This is a genomic window from Burkholderia sp. USMB20 (assembly GCF_000949135.2).
Taxonomy (GTDB): Bacteria; Pseudomonadota; Gammaproteobacteria; order Burkholderiales; family Burkholderiaceae; genus Burkholderia.
The window spans coordinates 134,694-153,137 of sequence record NZ_JTAN02000001.1 but is presented as its reverse complement, the minus strand read 5'-3'; the positions used below and the strand labels follow the sequence as shown (position 1 = coordinate 153,137).

Sequence of the window (18,444 nt, the reverse complement as noted above, 5' to 3'; positions counted from 1 at the left end):
CGGGCGAACGCGTGCCGGTGTCATCTTCGATTAGATACGGATACGCTTTTTCGATTAGATGCGGATATTGTGTTGAAACGCTTATGTAGCAAGGGTCTCCGTGGGCCAATGAACGTAAAGGAACTCGCCTTATTGTATGAAGGAAGGCGGCCGAGGAAGTGAAATTGGACTTTCAATTAGATGTGGATACGGCACACGGAAGCCAGCCCGACGGGACATGCATAAATGGGGCAGAGTGCCCCGTTTCGATCGGATTCAAAGATGCGCAACGCCGCTGCGGTACGGACGGGGCCGGCGTTTACTTAGTGCCGAGGTAAGCTTCCTCTATTTGCCGAGCGGCAGCAGCTAATGGATCGTCGTCGCTTTCATCGGCGGTAACCCGCTCGAGGTGTGACGGCGACGTCGTTATCGAAGTGGTCGGTGACACGTTGTATGCCGTCCGCTGAACTTCGTCCAGTGCGTGCGCACGAGTTGCCGCGCCACTTTTCCTCGCTTGCGCCTTGCTTGCACCTACAGCGCCGGCGTAACTGTTGCCGCGACCGCGCTCGATTGCGTCGATTCGTTCCTGTTGCGTGGTTTTCAATCGGCCAGAATTCCTCGCACGTACCGTTTGAAGGTCACTTCTCAGAATATTCTCATCGCGAGTAGCCGCCTCAAGCTGTATCCAACTGCCCTCGCCGAAACGTCGCTTATCCTCGTCAATCATCTCGATTTCAAAGACCTTTTTGTCCGGACCTCTACAGAGGAGTGTTCGAGAGATCTGGACGGTGCGCTTGATTTCGACCGTTAGACGCCTCTTTATAGGATGCCGGGCATGGGCCCTCGCAATTTCCACAAGCTCGGGAGAGCTATAGCGTGCATTCTTGTATCGAACGCGGCCTCGCACACAGGTCGCTTCATGCCATGGAAGGAACGCATCGAATACCTCTTCGGGGTTCCGCACTCGAGCAGCCTGACCACGGCGAAGTTTCTGATAATACTCGTGAAGCTCACGTGGAGTTATGCCGACACCTAGTTGCGCCATCTCTTTCGTGCGCAGATGAGACCGATCAGCCGTGAGGTTGATGGTGTCGATGGCTTTTAGCAGAGCTCTCTCGAAATCATCTAACGGCATGGCGGATTGACGGGATCGCTCACGACGTTTGACACGCTCCAAAACGCTGTTTCTGCGGGTGTAGCCTTGATCGGTTTCGTCAGCAAGTTGCTCGATGATTATTTCGTTCAAGCGCTCACCGACACCCCGGTATTCTGGTTTGCCAGGTCCTGGATTGAACATGCTGGCATCAAGTGATTCGGTCACGGGTATTCGCACTTGCTTGCCTTTGCCGGGGCCATTATCAACAAATAAACCATCGAAGTTGCCGTGCAAAAGTCCGGGTAATGGTTCCAGGCCGAGTGCCTCTGCGCGGTCTGCCATCGAGAGCAGTGACCAGACGAGGCATTGACGGTAACCAGCAGCACGCTCTCGCGACAGCAAGATTTCGTAACCCCATACGCCACCTGAGAGGCGAGATACGGATAGGATGACGCAGATCTCCATCGGCTCAAGTTTGCCACCGACCACTCCGCCGATCGGTATCTTGGGAACCATGCCGTCGGCGTCCAATATCTCGATGGCGCCTTGTGTCATTTCGCTCGAGGTACCTGGTCGCGGGGCGATGTATTGTTCCGTTGCTCTTGGACCATAGCGGTCGGCAACCGAATCATTCTCCGGCGCGATCCATTTGTCGAGATGGTAATAGAGCGTGCCGTAACTTGGTCTATCATCGGCTCGACACTCTAGGAAATGCCGCTTGATCATTCGACGATGGGCGGATGCTAAACCACGCTTTTTCCCCGCCCAATCTTTGGTTACCGCTTCAACCATCTTGGACTTACGGTCTTGATCGGTCCGCTTGGCTTTCCTGACGAAGGTTTTGCCTCGTGAAATCGCACGTGCTTTGGCCAATCGTTCCCTGGTCGATAGTGGCCCAGGCTTGGTAGCGGGCTTCGGTCGTGGCTTGTCCGGACCACCACAATCCGCCGTTCGAGCCAGCATCGCGCGTTGGTCGCCGCCATACCAGATGAATTTTGTCAACAATTTGTCGGTGGCTGCCCTAAATCCCGGGCCACCGCCGACTGCTTCCTCGATTTGCCGGATGCGCTCGTTACGGAACTGCGAGTCGAAGAACACGTAGTCGTTCACGATGTAGTCCGATTCTAGGCCCCTGCCGGTCGTGTCGACCATGACTAGGGCGTTGATAAGCATCATGCGCCTCGCGAACCCGTTAAACGCGCTACTCCGCACCTCGTTCCACGGCGCGTCCATATACGATGGGCGGAGACGATCGTATATTGGGATGACTCGGGAGCACCATGCCTTCATATCGTCATTTGTCTCAAAGGCGATGGGACGCGGCAACCCGCATGCGGGGGGAGGTTGGCCAATCGCTATGACTTGAACACAGAGAACGCGAGAGGACGCATCCCACGCAACCGCTCGATAGGCTGTTCCTTCGTCATTGCCGGCCAATTTGAATGGAGTGAAGCGACGCAGACCCGCAGGCCATTCCATGTCGTGCAACTCGCGCAAACGCGCGATCAGCGAGTCGTCTCCGACGATAGGCCTGACATCTTTCGGGGCAGAAGTGCTACTCATGACGTAAACCTTTCAAGGTGCAGCGGCTTATCCACGCGAAGGTCTTCGCTATGGTCAATATGGAGAAAGCCGAAGGAGACCGCGACCGCGAATAGCTCGAACGCTCGATCAAGCTCAATGCCCATGTACCTGGCATGGCGGTTCAAAATGTCGTCCAGTGTGCCGCGGAGGGAGCGGAGCTTGAGTCGCGTGGCGAGGTGATCTGCTTCGTCATATAGGCTCCACACGTCGAGGTTTGCAATCCAAGACTTCATGAGGGCATGGTTCCCGAACGCGCGCTTCGTGAACTGATCGCCGCGAAGCAACTCCCAGGTCCATCCTCGTTCGCGGAACTTGGCGTGCTCTCGCTCCTGCCGATTCCAGTCCTTTGGGGTAAGTTCGTCTCGGGCGTCCTTGATGGATACACCGTGGTAATGAAGGCGGTATTCAGGAGGGAGTACGAGCGTCAAGACGATGTCGCATGTCATGACGCTATTTATTGGCATTCTGAGGCCTTCTAGTTTGGCGCGATTGTAAAGTTCCTGATCGTAAATTGGATATTGATCGCGTATATCGATAACATATGGATTGAAGTTGAACGCTAATAAAGCTCGCACCTCATTAAGGGAAAGGGCTTCGTGTACCCGTCGAGCCTTGATGCAGCCGAAGGAGGCGCGCGTCGCCGAACTGATATCTGCCGCTTCTCTGAGTGGTGCATAACTTGCTCCATGGGAGACGCCGAACGGGTCACGCATGGGAATTTCGACATGTCTCGGTGTCGCAAACTTCTTTGGGAGTTCGAGGATCTTCACTTGGTTTTTCTCCGCAGATATTTGCAATGGTCCATGAGCGAGACGATTTCCCGATCGGTCAGCGAATCAATCTTGTAGGCCTCCGAGGGCGGATAACGAGGTATCTTGCCGGCGAGCACTTCCGTGCGTATCACTCGGCGGCGACGCATCTCCGCCGTCTCGACATACTTTTCAAGTGCCGCTTTCGTACGTGGAGAGCGGGCCCGCACGGCTGGGTCATTAATTTGCCCGTGAAGGGGATGGCCCCAAAGCAGGAGGCTCTTCGACAAACGAACCTTTGTGCCAGCTTGAATTAGCTCGCGCCATCGCCGCTCGATGTGTAGTGCAGCCGAAATATCCTTGGCAGCCGCATGTTCTTTATCACCTTCTGTTGGCGGCGGGCATGCGCCGTGTTCCCGGAGTCTCTCACTGGTCGCAGCCAGTCCGTGCCGACACGGAAGGAGTCGTCGGATAGCCAGGTGACCAAGTTCCGGATTATCCTTGCGCAATTTCTCGTATAGTTGGCTTGTTTGCGGGAGAAGAGCTATCGACTCGGAGTAGTATTTCTTCCAGTACAGTCGGTTTCTTTCTTTCGTGGCAACGGCCGCTCTCTTGCGTCGCTTTCTGGAATCCTCCGGAAAATTCTGAGCCGCCCCTTGGATCGCATCCTCAACAGCATTCCAATTGCCGAATAGGGCGATGAGCAGAAACAGAGCGTGAATTGGATTTCGAATAGATCTCTTACCACGTATCATGTCTCTGGTGGTTTCATTGCGGAACGGAAATGCAATGTCTGTTCCGAATGCCTTCAATATTGGGTGATCGAAGTAATCTTGGAAATTTTTCCACTCGACGGTGCGTGAATTAGCTAGTCCAAGGCTGATGGCCTTTGCACGAGTCAAAGCTGCAATTTCAGATCCTCGCGTATACGGCGAAAACGTAGGATCGAGCATCCTTGTCCATCCACGCGACAAATCAAGTTCTAAGTCCTCAAAGTCGCTATTGCGCGGACGAGAGATCAGGGCGCGCCCGCAGACACAGCTGTTGCTTGGTCCAGAAAATCTTTTGGTGAATGGAAGTCTATAGAGACAAGACGGACAAAGAGATTGAATGGGCCTGTGATGGCGCGTGCACCATCGAACGCCAGATAATAAGAAATCGCGACGCCAGAAAGCGTCTCCGCAGACGCTGCGGTCTTCATTTAGGCATTGGTCGCAGACGCCAGGGCTCCAGGCTTGGCCTGGGCGTCCGTGTGTATTGAGTCCGACAGTTGCTACGATCCCCGGATATGCGGTGCCCAAATGATGAAGGCGAAGTCGTTGGCCATCTTCCTCTGATAGAAAACGACTGTACCCCGGAAGGAGGGTGTTGTTATCGATCACGCGATCTATCGAGCCGACAAATTCAGTCAGAACATTGACCTGGTCCTCAATTCCGTTCGGAAGTAGCCATGACAGCGGTTCGGAGCCGCCAAGTCGCCTGCTTAGGCCGGAAACAGGATGGTGATGTTGCCTATATATATACGCCGCAAATACTTCTCCAGGGCAAATCGACGATAGTGACAACATCCCGTGTTTTATCAAAATTTGAGATTTCATCGACTGATCAGCAATAAAGTAAGCTAATTTTCAGGTTTGATATCGAGAGCTGATTCACAAGAACCGTATCGCGAGTTCTTCCGCTATTTTTCTCGCGTCATAGGATAGCGGTGCATCTACCCCGGTATGAGCGAGCCTTTGGCCTTCTTCGGCCGACAACGTGGCGATGCCACATGGCGGTCGAACTGTCCCGTTGTTTGAACGGGGGTGCCAGGTTTCGTGCGCATCTGCTTGGGCGTATATTCGATCTCCGAAAGTGCTATTTTTAGTAGTGCAATTTCGACTGGATGCGGACAGACTTCGGGGTGTGTGATGCATTTGAGCATGTGCACAATCATGCTGCCAGATGTTACCCACGTGTTCAGTCGAATATCCTCGAATCCATGTGAATGGACGGCTTCAAAATCCTTCGACAATGCGGCGCGCTTGACTCTGCCGTTTTCAGCCATGTAACCGCGCTCGTGGAGTAATGATATAATCGTATCAACTTGGCAGCGAGGCGTTGTCGAACACAGAAATCCAAACAACGTTTCACTTAGCCGAACGCTGTTGCGGGTCCGCAAAGTATCTGGAAATGCAAGCATCTGGAATTCTTTTGAACTACATGCATCTGCAAGTCGATACCGACATTCGTGCATCGGACACCGAGTCTGTAGTGGAATGCAGTGGAACGATAGCGAACATCGCCGCCCAATAGCCAGATTGGCGTGTTCGCTACACTCCGGGCATTCAATTCCGTAACGATTTGCGGAGTGAAATTGGACCGGCAGCGTTGCGCCGCATGAGCGACTCCGGGCACCGTCGCAGACCTGTGACTCTAATCGATGCGTCGACGCTTTCGACATACAGCCGAAATAGAGTGGGTAAAGCGTCCGCTCCGTCAGCACTTGGCGAACCTCTCCGTAGAAATTGTCGGTCAAGGCGCAGAATCGCGTAAGACGGCACGGGCACGTCTGCAATAACTTCGGGCCGCGGCGAACGGCCTGTCTCGCGACAGATCGAATTTTCCGATCCCTTGTCGTGTTGACGAGTGCCGTCATTATGCTGAATGGCGTTTCGTATGGTATTGATGCGTAAAGCGTTCGAAACATGATGTTCTCCCCACGTGTCACAACGGTTCGGGCATGAGATGCGATGGAAAAAGCTCTTCGAACGAGAGCCAGTCGCCATGACGCAAGAGACTGGACGGTTTGAACCTAACCGGTCTTTGAGAATTTTTGTCCAGCTTTCTGATAGTTCTAACTGCTTCGATGTGTGGCAGATCAATCGCAAGGGCGCTCTTTCCATTTGATTTAAACATCTTCTGGTCGAAGGTCGAAACATTCATGCGAATAAGAAGCTGAGCGATGTAGGTTAATGCTTTTGACAAAAGACCCGGATAACCGAGCGTTAATTCATAAGCTGCTTCCGGGAACCAGGCCGGCATCGGTCCGACATCTACAACACCTAGCGTGGCGTCGAACTGTGTTTCGCAGACAGCGACCCAATGCGAATTAGCAGCGTTGGGCGACCGCGTAATTTCAATTACGCCAGATGAAGTTAGATCACTGACTGAGCCCGATAATTTTGTGAGTGAGAGCGCTGCTGCTCCTGGGGAGGGGAGGCACAGTACGGGAATGCCAGTCGTTCGTGTGAACTGGGCAATCGCATTCCACGTAAGATCGGCCGCCAGAGGACTCACGTTTTCGATGTTTATGCGTTCTACGATCAGTAAGCCAAGATGGGCGGCTGTACCTAATGAGCAAATCGCCGGCACCCCGTCCCGGTTGCGAAACAGCGGGACGCGTGCTGCATTTATATAGTCAGTGTTGAGTGCGCTATCGAATGCACCAATAAAATTATGCACGAAATCGCTCACTTCGCCCCCAATTGGCCACTGCACTCGTAATACTCGAAGCTGGGGATATTCAGCGAGGCTATCTCCAACGGCAACTCGAGCGCTGACCAGTTCACGTTTGAGAAGCGACTCGATCGAATCGCAAAGAGCGGTTCTTCCCATATATGCTGGGATTGCCGCAACTAACCCCCTTGATTTCGCGAAGGGCGCAATACCAAAACAACTAGGTATCGATTTTCGAGCGGCGACTATTCGTTGATGCAGAAAGTTGTTTGTGGCTAGTACGTGATTTCGATATTCAAATGTACGCAGATCTCTGTCGCGATATGAGTCGCGGACTAGCGTAATCAAATGGACAATGATGCCCGCAAGCTGGGAATTGGGAACAATCGCATGCCTGGATTGCCGAACCACGATCTCCGAATCGGATAACCCGGTCAGGTCGTGATCCAAGTAGCTCTCGGCCACAATGTGCATGGCTTCCTGCACAGAGGGGACTGGAGGTATGTTCCCGAGAAGCGGATTGCCGTCATCGGGTAAAGCTCCGTTACGAACGGTTGGCGTAGACATCCGAGAGGTGAGGTTGCGGTCCATTGTCAAACTCCACGCACACATCGGGCGAGTGCTGGATCGACGGCGCAACCGAGGATGTCGCGCGGATGCCGCGGAAGCGTGCGCGGCGCTGAGGCGAGCCGGCGGAGAGCGGCGACGGTTACCCCAGGGAACTGGCTGGGCGTATCGGCGCTGGACTTCGACGTGACTTCATCCGAAGAGGGACGCTTATATGGTCTTGCCCAAGAAGGCTGGGGTAATTCGCGCGGATTTTGACGCGCGTGAGGGCAAGTGCCACAAGGCACTGCGGAGTTCTTTGCCATAGTTCTATGCCATAAATGGGTTTCGTACAGACGTGTCTTGACAACGCCTCCCGGTCTATGGCATCCTGCGCACGCGTAAGTAGCACAGGTGGGCCTTTTCGGGGGCGCACCGAATGAACGCCCAAGGACCCGCATCCTTGGGCGTTTTTTCTGTGAGTTCGCTCAGGTATTCGTAAGGCTAGTATCCTCTTTCGATTGATGGGGCGGCGGAACGAACCGCATCCAGCTACTTGACGAGCATGTATAACTTAAAATAGAATATTGTCTACCCGACCCTATTAGGGCGGGTCCGATAGTGCCATGTCATTGCTGCGGCCGTCAAGCATCTGTTCGCTTGTCGGCCTGTTGGCGCTTAATCGGCGGCGTATACCGCGTTTCTGTGCCAATGCAGTGCTTTGTTGCGGCTGCCACCCTGCAGTTGTGCGGCTGGCCTTGTAGTATTCTGATTTTTTGTGGGGGCGTCGCGGCGGCAGAGTGGTGGGCCGCTGCTGAGATGGTTGGCCTTCCCGCGTTCCGCGAAGTGATCGAAAGTGAGGCTTTCGTCACAGTTTAATTTAGTCGGAAACCTTCAAATTTCAAGAGCCCCGTGAGCGGCGAGACGGATATGTCCTGGGCAGGTTTGGCTTCCCGTGTAATCCGGGTCGCGCTAGCTCGAGAGGATTGCAGCTACGGAGAACTAATCGAAGCGCTGGCTGCGATCGGCGTTCACGAAGACGAGCGCCCGCTAATCGCGCGTGTCGCGCGCGGCTCCGTCAAGTTCACTTTGCTCCTTCAGATCATTCATGCAACAGGGGCACATCCTCCAACCTTATGGGCTGAGGCGCTAGCACCGCAAGGTACCTGGGAGGCCCGTGCGCAGGCCGTTCTAGCGGCAGAGCTAGCGCAGCAACCGTGGATTACCCCAAACGAATTGCTGCACCGACTTGCGGTTGTAGGAGCGAGCACCACGGTAAAGACGATGATCTCGCATCTGTCGGCTGGAGACTTCTCGCTCACGTTCTTTCTCCAGTGTATGGCCGTTCTCAGAAGCCAAAGCATGGACGCGTATGTTGATTCTCGCGCCCTCGTTTCGGCTGCGATGCAGGGTGTCCCCCCTACATCGGAGTAGTGGTCTCCCGCCGAAGTCGCCTTGCCAATAACGGGTCAGCGGCTAGAATGAAACCGTATATTGGTAACGGTTTTGGATTTCGGCTCAATCGAGTCCGGCGATTGAGCAGAGTCGCCTAGGGGGCAGAGCAATGACGACGCCGAGCGAGCGTACGGCCGCGGTGCTTAGGACGCGGTCGTTTCTCATGCAGCTGTCGAGGCCGTCGGCCGACGCCGTACCTCGAGACGTAGTCTTGGCCGCCGAAAACCTGCTACGCCACTATCCGTCGTTGGCCGACATCGAGTTGACGTGCGCTATGTATCCGGGATGTTGGGAAATGCCGGTGACACACGCGAAGGCCGACCGCTGACGAGGCTGCGTACGGCGCTCGGGCTCTTCGATCCGCTAGATTGCTCAACTGTACTTTGCACGTTGAAATCCCACCAGAACGGGAGACTGTGATGCCAATCTGGAGACTGCCGCCCTCGCACGAAGCGCCTGACGTCACGCTATCGAGTTGGCGCATCCTCGAGATAGACGCGGGGACTCGGCATTTCGTCGGTGTCGATGTGCTCGATTTCACTGGCCGTGTCAGTTCCGCCATCACGACTTTCGATCGTGCAACGTTACGTGGTCGGACTCAGTCGGGACGAATTTATCAACTTGTTGGCCAAGATGGCTGGTCGCTTGATGCGGAGTACGTGTGGAAACAGTGGTGCGCCTTGACCGAAGTGAAGTCGTACTCGGACGTTACCTCGCGGCTACTCGCCGACGCTGACGGTCATGACGTACTTAATCCTAATAGCATGGACCGTCATTGAGACGAGTGTACTTTGGATGTTCTTCGCGATGCGTGAGATTGTAACGGCATGCCAGCGATGAGCTGATGAGCAAAAGGGCGCATGGAAGACCCTGCTTGCTTTCCGGGCCGAACTGGTCTGTGAGCGTGGGATTGCCGCGGCGACACTTCGGCGAATTTGGCTAACAGTGGACGACATTGGTCAATGAACAAGGCAAAGTACACTTCCATCTACCAGCAACCGGAGGGCTCCCGCCAGCGGCTGAGGCGGCACGTGCGCGCCGGCGACTTGCTGATCGCACCGTTTTTCGCGCGGCGCCTAGGCATCAACATGCAACAGCTTGCTCGACGCGAAAGAAGTGGCAGTGTGTTTTCGGTCGATGTAGACGGAACGCCGTACTATCCGGCCTTCTTCACATCTCCGGGCTATAACCAGCGCCGGTTGAGAAAACTTTGTCGCCTGATTTTCCCTGCGCCAGCGGTTGCTCGATGGGAGTACCTCACTACGAAGTGGGGCGCACTCAATGATCGAACGCCGCTTGAGGCAATGCAAACGGAGGGCGGATTCGCACGGTTGCTGGCGATCGCTAAATTCTGGGCAGCTCAGTGGTGGCGCACGACGGTCGAGATTCGGCGTGATGCGGCAGGCGAGGCTGATGCAGAATCATCCGCTCCGGTCTGCATGGGTACCGTGGAGATTGATCCGGGTGAAGCTGTGTGGCATCGAGCGGCGGAGGCGCTGAGATACTGCGGCAACCTCCGACCGACGGGCCCGTATCCTCGGCTCGATGCAATGACTGTTGTCGTCACAAAGTGTGCGGGTGGCGATTCTGAGCCTCTTCACGAGGTCAAATTTGAGGTAAGGGTGTTGGGCGGTGTGGGGTATGCGAGGGTCGTGAGCTCCAGCGTGGAACTGACAAGATTGAGACCAGTGCCAATCGATGTAACCGACGACGTCGTCGCGATAGTGCGAAAGCTGCTGGCAGCGGCAGAACCGATGTCGCGTCACGGGCGATGAAAGGCGGCGTCGGCGGTCTTTCGCGACGCCCAACTAGCACGGTGGTCGAATCGATCACAATGGCGCTAGTCATCGAGCACTGTTGGTTGCATATCGTCACCAGACCGACGCTTCCGGCAGGCGGTCAGCACTTTCCTGCGGCCGTGCGTGCTATGAGTGTGGTCCGCCCACATATGCGGCTTGTCGGCGTTGGAAAGTGCCGGACGTCCCGCATCGTTCAGATTGCCCAGCACTTGGCGATTAGTTATACAACTTCACGAGCTGTACGAAACCGTTTTGCAGTCGGCGAACACCGAAATCGTGACCGACTGCTTGACTGAAGGCGAAGCCGCCAAATTGAACGCCGCCGCCAAACGTGACTCCTGGCGTCATTTGAGTGCCGTTGACTTCGATCGGAACCTTCGGGGTGAGGTTTCCATTGGCGTCGACAGCAAACAACTCGTCGAAATGCGCGCGTACGATCCCTTCGGCGTCCGGTGTCGGTGCCGAACGTACCGCAGATTGTTGAACGCTTGCCTGCTGCGCCTGGCTGACTGACCCGCTGGCCGATGGCGTCTCAGATGCTGCCTGGCTCGGCGTTGGTTGAGCCGGCGACCCTGCCGCCGAATTCGGTTCGTTACTGTCGTGCTTCTCACCACAGCCCGACATCACCGCGACAGCGATCAACGCGGGGACCAGCACCACTTTGTTGAATTGCATTCGTAATGTCCTTTGAAATGTCAGTGACCTGACATACGGACATAACGGCACCTGGTAGTGAATCTTTACGCCGGCCGTGGCATCAGCGCTTTGTGTCCCAACTCGTTGACAGCGAGATCACTCTTGAATGAGGAAGCGATTCCGATTCCTCGCATCTTTGATCCATGCCGGCGCGCGACCGCGGCCCGACCAGGTCGCACCGGTCTTCGGATCGCGATACTTCGCTTCTACCGGGGCTTTCGCTTGCTTAGCCGATCGAATGCGACGTGCGCCAAAGATGTCCTTCTCGGTAATGCCATACTCAGCTACTTTGGCACGGATGTCGTCGACGACAGCTTGAAACTCCGCTACGCGGGCGGCTTCTGCCTTTTCCGCCAACGCGTCCATTTGGGCTTTCAACACTTTGTAGGTAGCCACGTCTCACTCCTCTGGTTGTGTACGTGCATGATAACGATTTTAGTCGGAAGAAGTAGTACGATTGTTGTGCTAAATCGCACATGGCTGGACTGCAGCCGAGGATCAATGTGTCAGTTGATAGGTCGGACGACTCTAAGAGTTGCCATGCGTTGCAGTAGCGGTAGCGGCACGGCTGTCTCGGCCGTAAGGTGCTTTGCCGAATGATGTTCGAAGATAACAATGTTCTACGGGGAAGAAATCAATGAAATGGGGCGACAGTAAGCGTGACTTTGACGTGATCCTTGCAGTCTGGCCGACATACAACCCGGTGTTCGATGCGTGGGTGATGGAGGAGTTGACCGACAATGGGGAACTCCCTCCGAAATGGCGCGACCGACGTGTGCCAACGGAAGCGGGGCACGTTCGATTAGACGTGTACCTGGTGAAGGAGGCTGCACATGCTGCGGCCACCGTCCTCAATGAGCAGTACGCCTCGGAGCTCCAGAATCGTCATGGAAACGAGATGGTCCGGCAATCCCTCCAGTTGAAGGTCTCCAAGAGCCTTCAAGCGAAGGAGCGTCTCGCCGACGAGGAGTCGTTGATGCTTTCCGAAGCCAAGAGGCGCCACCAAAGCTCTCCTCGACCGGAGGCGTCGGAGCTCGTTCTTGACGAGGCGTCCGAGATTTACCGTGCCGAATTGGCTGCTCAGCTTAACGAAATGCCGTATTTGCCAGTGGTTCTACTGGGTGAACACGGTCGGCGCGTAATTGTGTATCGAACTCCGGATGGAAACTGGACGAAGCCCTATTACGTTTCAAAGCGATCGGCTACCGAAGCGTTACGCGCTCGCATTGCCTGCGGATTTGGGCTGAACTACCGTATGCATTGGGGAAAAGCAAAGGCAAATATTCGCCAGATCTTGTTGCCGCGTGCAAACCAGTTACTGCAATTGGCGAGCGTTCAGCGCATGTTGGCCGATGCTCTTGCTAGAGGTGAGCGAGTCCTCGTGTGTAATGGCATTGTTTTCTGGTACGAGGACGATGGCACAGTCGGGTGGCAAGTGAAGCAAACGGCGGACACAACCGATTCCGAGGGGGCCACCTTGTGGGAGACCGGTACTATCTTGTCAAAGAATCATGGTCGCCTGGTGATTCTTCCTTATATCAAGGAGGATGGCGAGCGGGTGCAAGGCCACACTCGCAACGCTCCGAATGACGGTCTGGCGAAACCGCGTCATCCAAGTCAATACGTCAATATTCATTTCAAAAAGTTGCAAGGTGACCTGATGATTGGTCTACTCGGTGAGTTGCCCTACGAATGACGTGTTGCTCACGGACCATTAGGCGCCCTCGATCGAAATCGAACGCCTTGGTTCTTGCCGCGCGGGCTGCCAGAGGATGTGCCTGCGAAACACATCGGCCAGCCAGATGCGCGTAGCCAGTAAGCGAAATGACGGCGCGAATTTCTACAGGTTGTTCCCGAGGAACAGTTTGAACTGTTTCGGCTTGTCTACTACATCGGTGTCGCGCATATATCGCGCGCGATATCGAGGTTTTCCATCCGCCGAACGCACCGTTGCTTCTCCTTCCGATATCAGAATGGCCAGTGCATCCTTATACATTGATGCCGTCGCAGGGGAGCCATTACACGTTTCCGAGAAGACCAAGGAGAATGGTTTGGGATTGGTTTGGTCGAAGATCCGTCTTGCGAGTTGACCGACGAGTTCCTTGTCCGACTTCGCACGCGCAACGTCATCGAACCTGAAGCCTCCATCGAAATCTTGCAGGAAACCCATAGTCTGAGGGGCAAGCATGTCGAGGCCGGCGCCACCGTAGTGGACGAAGTGATTGCTGTGCTGCCAGTGAACCTGCTTCATAACGTCCTGAGCCCGGTGATGCTGGGACAGATGTACAAGCCAATATTCACCGTGGCCCGCGCCCGTACCGCGAATGAAGAAGGGGGTAAAAAAGCCTGCCCCACAGCCGTCGACCAGAGCTTCGTAGAGGGCGGCCTGAATGAACCTTCGCCAGTCCGCTTCGTTCTGTTTGATTTCGTCGATTGACCTGCCGCCCAAACGTTTGAAGATGTCGACTTGCAAGGTTGACGAAATTTTTCTGGCAAGCTCGTCATTCGTGTACGTCGCGAACGACGACACATGAAAGGTCAGAACGACTTCCGCGTCGCGGGCACTGGCGAAGATCTTGCGGATCAGTGTTGCTGGTACCTCTGCATAACCGTATTGATCGAGGAAGAACAGCGCGGTGCCAGAGCGAGGCGTATGCTGAGCGACGCGGGCGAGAACTTCGTCGACTGCCGCACCGAACTCCGCATGCATGATGTGAATGGTGTCGCCGATTTCCCGCTCGTAGCCCTCCTGACGCAAGACTTCACGCAGATGTCCGAGCGCCTTCTTGTCCTTGTCGATGAAGACGTATCGCACATCGAACAGAATAGCTTTCGGGCGGTCCTCATTTATCTTGAACGACGCCTCTTTTACAGCCTGTAGCAGGCGCAAAGGCGAACCCAGTACAAGTTCTCCCGTTCCATTCACCTGATATCGCCCACCACCGCAGAAGCCATCAACCAAGGTGATGCGGAAGCGGTCGCGTCCACGGGCGTTGAGCAGGCGTTGCTGGAAATAGCGAATCAGATAGTCAACAAGTACCTGGTGTTTCGTCAGGCTGTGCGGTTCGAGCTCAGCTGGACCGTTGGTCCAATCGTAGTGACGTTTTGCCAAGGTGGGGACCTTCGGGATAGATTGAGCGAACTAAACGACAACGCGCGGAAATTGATCCCAGTGTTTGCCGGCCAGAACTCTTCCCGCCTTGCCTTTGCCGATAGCCGCGACGGAGACTTCGGTGCCGTCCTGCCGGATAACCCGGATGGGGGTGTTTTTTTTCAGGACGTCAGTCACTTGGTCGACAGGCGCCCAATGTCCCCATTGCTTGAAGTGGAACGGCACTTTCGCTCGAGCACATTGACGCTGCAAAGCCGCGGGCCAAGCCGGGTCCATCGGGCGCGCCTGCGGGCCGGACTCGCCTCCAGCGATTACCCAGTCTACACGGTTGCCTTTGTCGTTCCGTACCAGATACGGCGAAAGGTCGACGGCCGACAGAAGCGGTTCGCAGGAGAGGAATCTCACGGCGGGCGATGAGAATTCCAATAGGTGCTTGATTCTCTTGTGTGCCGTCGCCTGGTCTTCGACCGTCGTTCCAAGCCAGACGTTTTTCGGGAAATCGTATCCTTTGGGCAATTGCTTGCGGACCAGGTGGATTCGCTTCGTGAGGAGCAGCCAGTCGAGGTTTGGCGTCTGGGCGATAAGGTCAAGCAACCGCCGACGCTCAGCAACCAAGTCGGGGCGGTTCTCAAACACATCGGCCATCGACGCGCAGAATACACGTCTGCGGACCTTTTCCTTGGCAGCGTCCTTATCCCATTTGAGAGGTTCTTTCCAGTGGGCGTCGCTGAAAAAGCGTCTCGGGGTGTGGGGGCCCCATAGTCCTTCTCCGAGGCGTTTTGCCCACGTCTCCGCGTAGCAGTGATCGCAGGCCGCCGATACCTTGACACAACCCCACCAGGGGTTGAAGGTATGATGCGTCCACTCGATGCGAGAATCTTTTCCCATTGCCTGCGCGTGAATGAGCTAACGCGTTATTGTACCCTTCTCCGATGTGCCGAAAAAGGAGCGGGATGGGCAGTGCCATGCGAGAGTCAGGAAAGGCGCTCGATCAGCGACGCATACGGGGGAACACGTGAAAGATGAGGAAAAGGTTGTACCTGACCCGCTCGACGGACTCCCGGCCATGGTAGTGGGGCGCTGGGTGACGGAGGAGAAACATCGGATCATCAAGCGATACATCGATGCGTCCTGGGCTGCACGACAGAAATTCACGAGCCAGCGCACATACATCGACCTCTTCGCCGGAACCGGCCGCGTCAAGATCAAACATACCGACACGTTTCAGGACGGTGGGCCGCTCGCCGCGTGGCAAATCGCTCAGCAGAAACGGGGGGCTTTTTCGGACTTTTTCATCGCCGACGCGAATCCGGAATTCCTCGCCGCGTGCGATGCACGGTTGCGCACGCACGGTGTGCCGCTCAAGTCCAAAGCCGGTCGTGCTGATGAAACCGTTGACTGGGTCTTGCCGCAGCTCAACGACCGTGGCTTCCATCTCGCACTGCTCGATCCGTTCAACGCGGGACATCTGCATTTCTCTATCATCGAGAAGCTCGCCACCAAGCCCACGATGGACATCGTGGTTCATCTCAGCACTGGCGATATCCAACGCAACATTGCGGCGGGCCTTGAAGCGGGCCACTCGCCGCTGGATAACTTCGCTCCCGGCTGGCGTTACGTTGTGAAGAAACAGAGCTCCAAGCATGCAATGCGGGATGCGTTCGTCGGGCACTGGAGAACCCTGGTGAGCAAGGCGGGGATGCACGTTTGTGACACGATGTACCCGGTCCGGAACAGCAAGGAATCGACCATGTATTGGCTATGCCTTATTGCTCGACACCCGCTCGCGGATAAGTTGTGGCGTGAAGCATGTCAGCTGGAAACACGAAGTCTCTTTTGACGCCAGAGCTGTCCGCAGCCGGCTGCAAAGCTGACGCCTACTGGAATCCATCCAGCGTACGGCGCACGCTGGTGGGCTTGTGCGGCAGTGTGACGATAAGGGCTTGCGGACTCTCGTCGATCGGATGCTTGACGCCAATCACCGGACGCCATGCCTAGCCAACAACCTATCGAAGAACTCGGCGACGGATTGCAGTGCGTGCGGGCCGACCTTGCGGTGTTCAAGGTCGACGTCGAGGAATTCATGCCCACCGAAGCGATAGACTTCGTATCCCATCAGCCGTAGGCGACGGTCCTCCGCTACCATCTCTGCGTATCGCTGGGCGTTCGCGATGAACCGACCCGGCGCCAAAGAATCCTGCACTGCATAGTGATGGCGCCCATCAATCTCAATCACGATGCGCACACCTTGCTCCAGCATCAGCAGAAAGTCCATGCGCTGGCGCGCCAGGAACAGCTCATCGCCGCGCTGGCGCCGGGTGTATGGGTCGTAGTGTACATAGACCTGCGGGATGAGAGCCGGCAACCGGTCGCCAAGCGAAACACCGTAGCGCTCGTAGTAGCCTTGAAACACCGCTAACTCCCCCGCAGAGCGGGCACTGAGGACGGCCTGGCGAAGCCGTCGGAATAGCTGATCCTTCGCGCTGCCGGGGTCGGCGATGCCGTACATTTCGGCATACCAGTCCCGCAGATCTTTCCAGAGCAGGAGGCCCGAACTCGGCAAGGGCCGATTGAAGACGAGCACTTTGTCGGCATGCTTGACGATCTCGACGTCGTTATTGACCGCGTCGCGAAAAACCAGCTCCGGCTTTTCGCCGATGGACGCGAAGATCAGGTTCTTCATCGCTCCGGCAACACCAGCCTGCGACCGGACCACGCCGTAGAGGGCGTACCCGGACTCGACGCCGGTCTGCCGAACCGTGAAGCCGTCCCGCCTTAACGCTGCGCTAATTGCGGTGGCCAACTCCGTCTGCTCCACGTCGCGGCGTGTCATGGGGTGCAGAAGCTTGGCCAGCAGCTCGAAGAAGCGCGTCTGGCTGCACGTCAGTGCGCCGCATCGGGTCAGCAATTCTTCGTGCGACCAGTCGTCGTTGTCCAGGCAGTGCTGGACTATTTGCCCTTGCAGACTGGCGCGACCGAGCAGTCCATCCGGATCGTCACGGATGACCGAGACACCGAATACCTCGCTGAGGCAGTTAAGCAATGGCAGTTCGCCGAACAGGGATGCCAAGTGGTTCATGGCCTTGAGCACATCACGCCGGACCAGTTCGCTTATTCGGTGTTCTGCATGGACCGTCATCTCGCTCACCGCCTCCGCGAGATCCTCCGATGGGTACTCGCGCAGCACCCGCGCTGCCAAGTCGAGGAGGGCTTTCTCGCTCCAGGTGAGGATGCGGCGCCGGACGTACAGCCGCTTGCTGTTGAAAGCTTCCGGTGCGTCGCTTTCTTCGACCGCCTGTTGAATCCCCAGGCGGATACATGCGTCGGGAATTTCATAGGCCTTGGCTGATGCGACCGCCCGCGCAATATGCTCCCTCAACGTGTCGAGAGGAACGAGTGAAGCCTGCATTGCTTCTCCACGGTAATGCGATCAACTGCGATATCCAGCCTCCGACAAGACACTGCGGGTGCAACGAGCGTTTGGAGAAGCCGAACTTTCGCGTGCCGACGTTCAACGGAACATAACTCTCTCGGGGTTGAGCCGAAAAGATCTTTCGATGCAAAGGAGATCTTCTGAGCCGAATTCCCCATGCAATTTTTTGCTGGATGAGGCATTTCGAACACTATACTCCCCGTCACGCGTCGGCCGAGCACGAGCCGCCCGACGAGAGGGCCGCCCCTTCCGATTGAAGGGCTTCGGTGAGTGACCGCTGGCGCGGACGGGCATGACCGGTGGCGCGCTGGGGAAATCCGGACGACCACGGGGGTAGGGTTGAGACAGTCCGGTGCGGTGGCGAAGATAGAGCCGCGACCCGAACGTCTATCGGAACCATTCGACCACGGAATGGTGGAAGGGCTGCCAGCGACAGCTGGCAGGGGCTCTGGCCATTCCGGTTCTGCTCACGTGAGGATATCCTCACAAGCAATTCTCAAGGAAACATATCCTCACCCGTAGATATGCTCGACTTTCAAAAGGATATGCTTACGTAA

At 56.0% G+C, this 18,444-nt stretch carries 16 protein-coding genes; 5 read left to right on the top strand and 11 right to left on the bottom strand.

Features of this window, described 5'->3' with window-relative positions:
• Positions 1 to 298: 298 nt before the first annotated feature.
• The 6 genes from PL79_RS00710 to PL79_RS36405 form a co-directional block, all read right to left on the bottom strand.
• Complete coding sequence (locus PL79_RS00710; protein WP_235879174.1) at positions 299 to 2,251, bottom strand: hypothetical protein; 1,953 nt, start codon at positions 2,249 to 2,251, stop codon at positions 299 to 301.
• Positions 2,252 to 2,634: 383 nt separating this feature from the next.
• Entirely contained in the window at positions 2,635 to 3,429 is a 795-nt protein-coding gene (locus PL79_RS00705; RefSeq protein ID WP_135800923.1) for a TnsA endonuclease N-terminal domain-containing protein, read from the bottom strand.
• Positions 3,426 to 4,361 (bottom strand): hypothetical protein, encoded by a 936-nt coding sequence (locus tag PL79_RS00700; protein WP_135800922.1) that lies wholly within the window; start codon positions 4,359 to 4,361, stop codon positions 3,426 to 3,428. Before PL79_RS00700 ends, PL79_RS00705 begins: the two co-directional genes overlap by 4 nt.
• Positions 4,362 to 4,426: 65 nt before the next feature.
• A complete protein-coding gene (locus tag PL79_RS00695) occupies positions 4,427 to 4,609 on the bottom strand; it encodes a hypothetical protein (RefSeq protein WP_135800921.1) in 183 nt (60 codons plus the stop codon).
• 513 nt (positions 4,610 to 5,122) lie between these two features.
• The gene (locus PL79_RS00690; protein ID WP_135800920.1) at positions 5,123 to 5,455 is read right to left on the bottom strand and encodes a hypothetical protein; all 333 of its coding nucleotides are present in this window, start codon (positions 5,453 to 5,455) and stop codon (positions 5,123 to 5,125) included.
• A 659-nt stretch (positions 5,456 to 6,114) separates the two neighbouring features.
• Positions 6,115 to 7,437, bottom strand: a complete 1,323-nt coding sequence (locus tag PL79_RS36405; protein ID WP_235879173.1) for a hypothetical protein — start codon at positions 7,435 to 7,437, stop codon at positions 6,115 to 6,117.
• A gap of 885 nt (positions 7,438 to 8,322) precedes the next feature.
• Between PL79_RS36405 and PL79_RS37100 the strand changes: the two genes are divergently transcribed.
• The 3 genes from PL79_RS37100 (at position 8,323) to PL79_RS00670 (ending at position 10,622) form a co-directional block, all read left to right on the top strand.
• Positions 8,323 to 8,826: a DUF6471 domain-containing protein gene (locus PL79_RS37100; RefSeq protein ID WP_044845867.1), complete on the top strand. Its 504-nt coding sequence runs from the start codon at positions 8,323 to 8,325 to the stop codon at positions 8,824 to 8,826.
• A 130-nt stretch (positions 8,827 to 8,956) separates the two neighbouring features.
• Positions 8,957 to 9,175, top strand: a complete 219-nt coding sequence (locus PL79_RS37095; protein WP_044845829.1) for a BPSL0761 family protein — start codon at positions 8,957 to 8,959, stop codon at positions 9,173 to 9,175.
• Between the two features lie 634 nt (positions 9,176 to 9,809).
• A complete protein-coding gene (locus tag PL79_RS00670) occupies positions 9,810 to 10,622 on the top strand; it encodes a hypothetical protein (RefSeq protein WP_135800919.1) in 813 nt (270 codons plus the stop codon).
• A 240-nt stretch (positions 10,623 to 10,862) separates the two neighbouring features.
• Here PL79_RS00670 and PL79_RS00665 read toward each other — a convergent pair whose 3' ends face one another.
• Positions 10,863 to 11,321 carry a hypothetical protein gene (locus PL79_RS00665; protein ID WP_082088572.1) on the bottom strand — a complete coding sequence of 153 codons (459 nt, stop codon included), beginning with the start codon at positions 11,319 to 11,321 and terminating at the stop codon, positions 10,863 to 10,865.
• A 117-nt stretch (positions 11,322 to 11,438) separates the two neighbouring features.
• A complete protein-coding gene (locus PL79_RS00660) occupies positions 11,439 to 11,738 on the bottom strand; it encodes an H-NS histone family protein (protein ID WP_044845828.1) in 300 nt (99 codons plus the stop codon).
• A gap of 241 nt (positions 11,739 to 11,979) precedes the next feature.
• On the opposite strand from PL79_RS00660, the gene PL79_RS00655 reads away from it, so the two are divergent.
• A complete protein-coding gene (locus PL79_RS00655; protein ID WP_044845827.1) occupies positions 11,980 to 13,038 on the top strand; it encodes a hypothetical protein in 1,059 nt (352 codons plus the stop codon).
• Positions 13,039 to 13,182: 144 nt separating this feature from the next.
• Here PL79_RS00655 and PL79_RS00650 read toward each other — a convergent pair whose 3' ends face one another.
• Positions 13,183 to 14,454, bottom strand: a complete 1,272-nt coding sequence (locus PL79_RS00650; protein ID WP_044845826.1) for a three-Cys-motif partner protein TcmP — start codon at positions 14,452 to 14,454, stop codon at positions 13,183 to 13,185.
• Positions 14,455 to 14,484: 30 nt separating this feature from the next.
• On the bottom strand, positions 14,485 to 15,342 hold the full coding sequence (locus PL79_RS00645) for a DUF5131 family protein (RefSeq protein WP_044845825.1): 858 nt from the start codon (positions 15,340 to 15,342) through the stop codon (positions 14,485 to 14,487).
• 127 nt (positions 15,343 to 15,469) lie between these two features.
• Here PL79_RS00645 and PL79_RS00640 point away from each other — a divergent pair, with 127 nt between their 5' ends.
• Positions 15,470 to 16,294 (top strand): three-Cys-motif partner protein TcmP, encoded by an 825-nt coding sequence (locus PL79_RS00640; protein ID WP_044845824.1) that lies wholly within the window; start codon positions 15,470 to 15,472, stop codon positions 16,292 to 16,294.
• A 138-nt stretch (positions 16,295 to 16,432) separates the two neighbouring features.
• On the opposite strand, the gene PL79_RS00635 is transcribed toward PL79_RS00640, so the two are convergent.
• Positions 16,433 to 17,863, bottom strand: coding sequence for a hypothetical protein (locus tag PL79_RS00635; protein ID WP_044845823.1), 1,431 nt, complete (start codon positions 17,861 to 17,863; stop codon positions 16,433 to 16,435).
• Between the last annotated feature and the right edge of the window lie 581 nt (positions 17,864 to 18,444).

Excerpts from the sequence above, each read along its gene's own strand:
- PL79_RS00710 (WP_235879174.1), bottom strand. The coding sequence starts at position 2,251 with ATGATGCTTATCAACGCCCTAGTCATGGTCGACACGACCGGCAGGGGC.
- PL79_RS00700 (WP_135800922.1), bottom strand. The coding sequence starts at position 4,361 with ATGCTCGATCCTACGTTTTCGCCGTATACGCGAGGATCTGAAATTGCA.
- PL79_RS00695 (WP_135800921.1), bottom strand. The coding sequence starts at position 4,609 with ATGAAGACCGCAGCGTCTGCGGAGACGCTTTCTGGCGTCGCGATTTCT.
- PL79_RS00690 (WP_135800920.1), bottom strand. The coding sequence starts at position 5,455 with ATGGCTGAAAACGGCAGAGTCAAGCGCGCCGCATTGTCGAAGGATTTT.
- PL79_RS36405 (WP_235879173.1), bottom strand. The coding sequence starts at position 7,437 with ATGGACCGCAACCTCACCTCTCGGATGTCTACGCCAACCGTTCGTAAC.
- PL79_RS37100 (WP_044845867.1), top strand. The coding sequence starts at position 8,323 with ATGTCCTGGGCAGGTTTGGCTTCCCGTGTAATCCGGGTCGCGCTAGCT.
- PL79_RS37095 (WP_044845829.1), top strand. The coding sequence starts at position 8,957 with ATGACGACGCCGAGCGAGCGTACGGCCGCGGTGCTTAGGACGCGGTCG.
- PL79_RS00670 (WP_135800919.1), top strand. The coding sequence starts at position 9,810 with ATGAACAAGGCAAAGTACACTTCCATCTACCAGCAACCGGAGGGCTCC.
- PL79_RS00665 (WP_082088572.1), bottom strand. The coding sequence starts at position 11,321 with ATGCAATTCAACAAAGTGGTGCTGGTCCCCGCGTTGATCGCTGTCGCG.
- PL79_RS00655 (WP_044845827.1), top strand. The coding sequence starts at position 11,980 with ATGAAATGGGGCGACAGTAAGCGTGACTTTGACGTGATCCTTGCAGTC.
- PL79_RS00645 (WP_044845825.1), bottom strand. The coding sequence starts at position 15,342 with ATGGGAAAAGATTCTCGCATCGAGTGGACGCATCATACCTTCAACCCC.
- PL79_RS00635 (WP_044845823.1), bottom strand. The coding sequence starts at position 17,863 with ATGCAGGCTTCACTCGTTCCTCTCGACACGTTGAGGGAGCATATTGCG.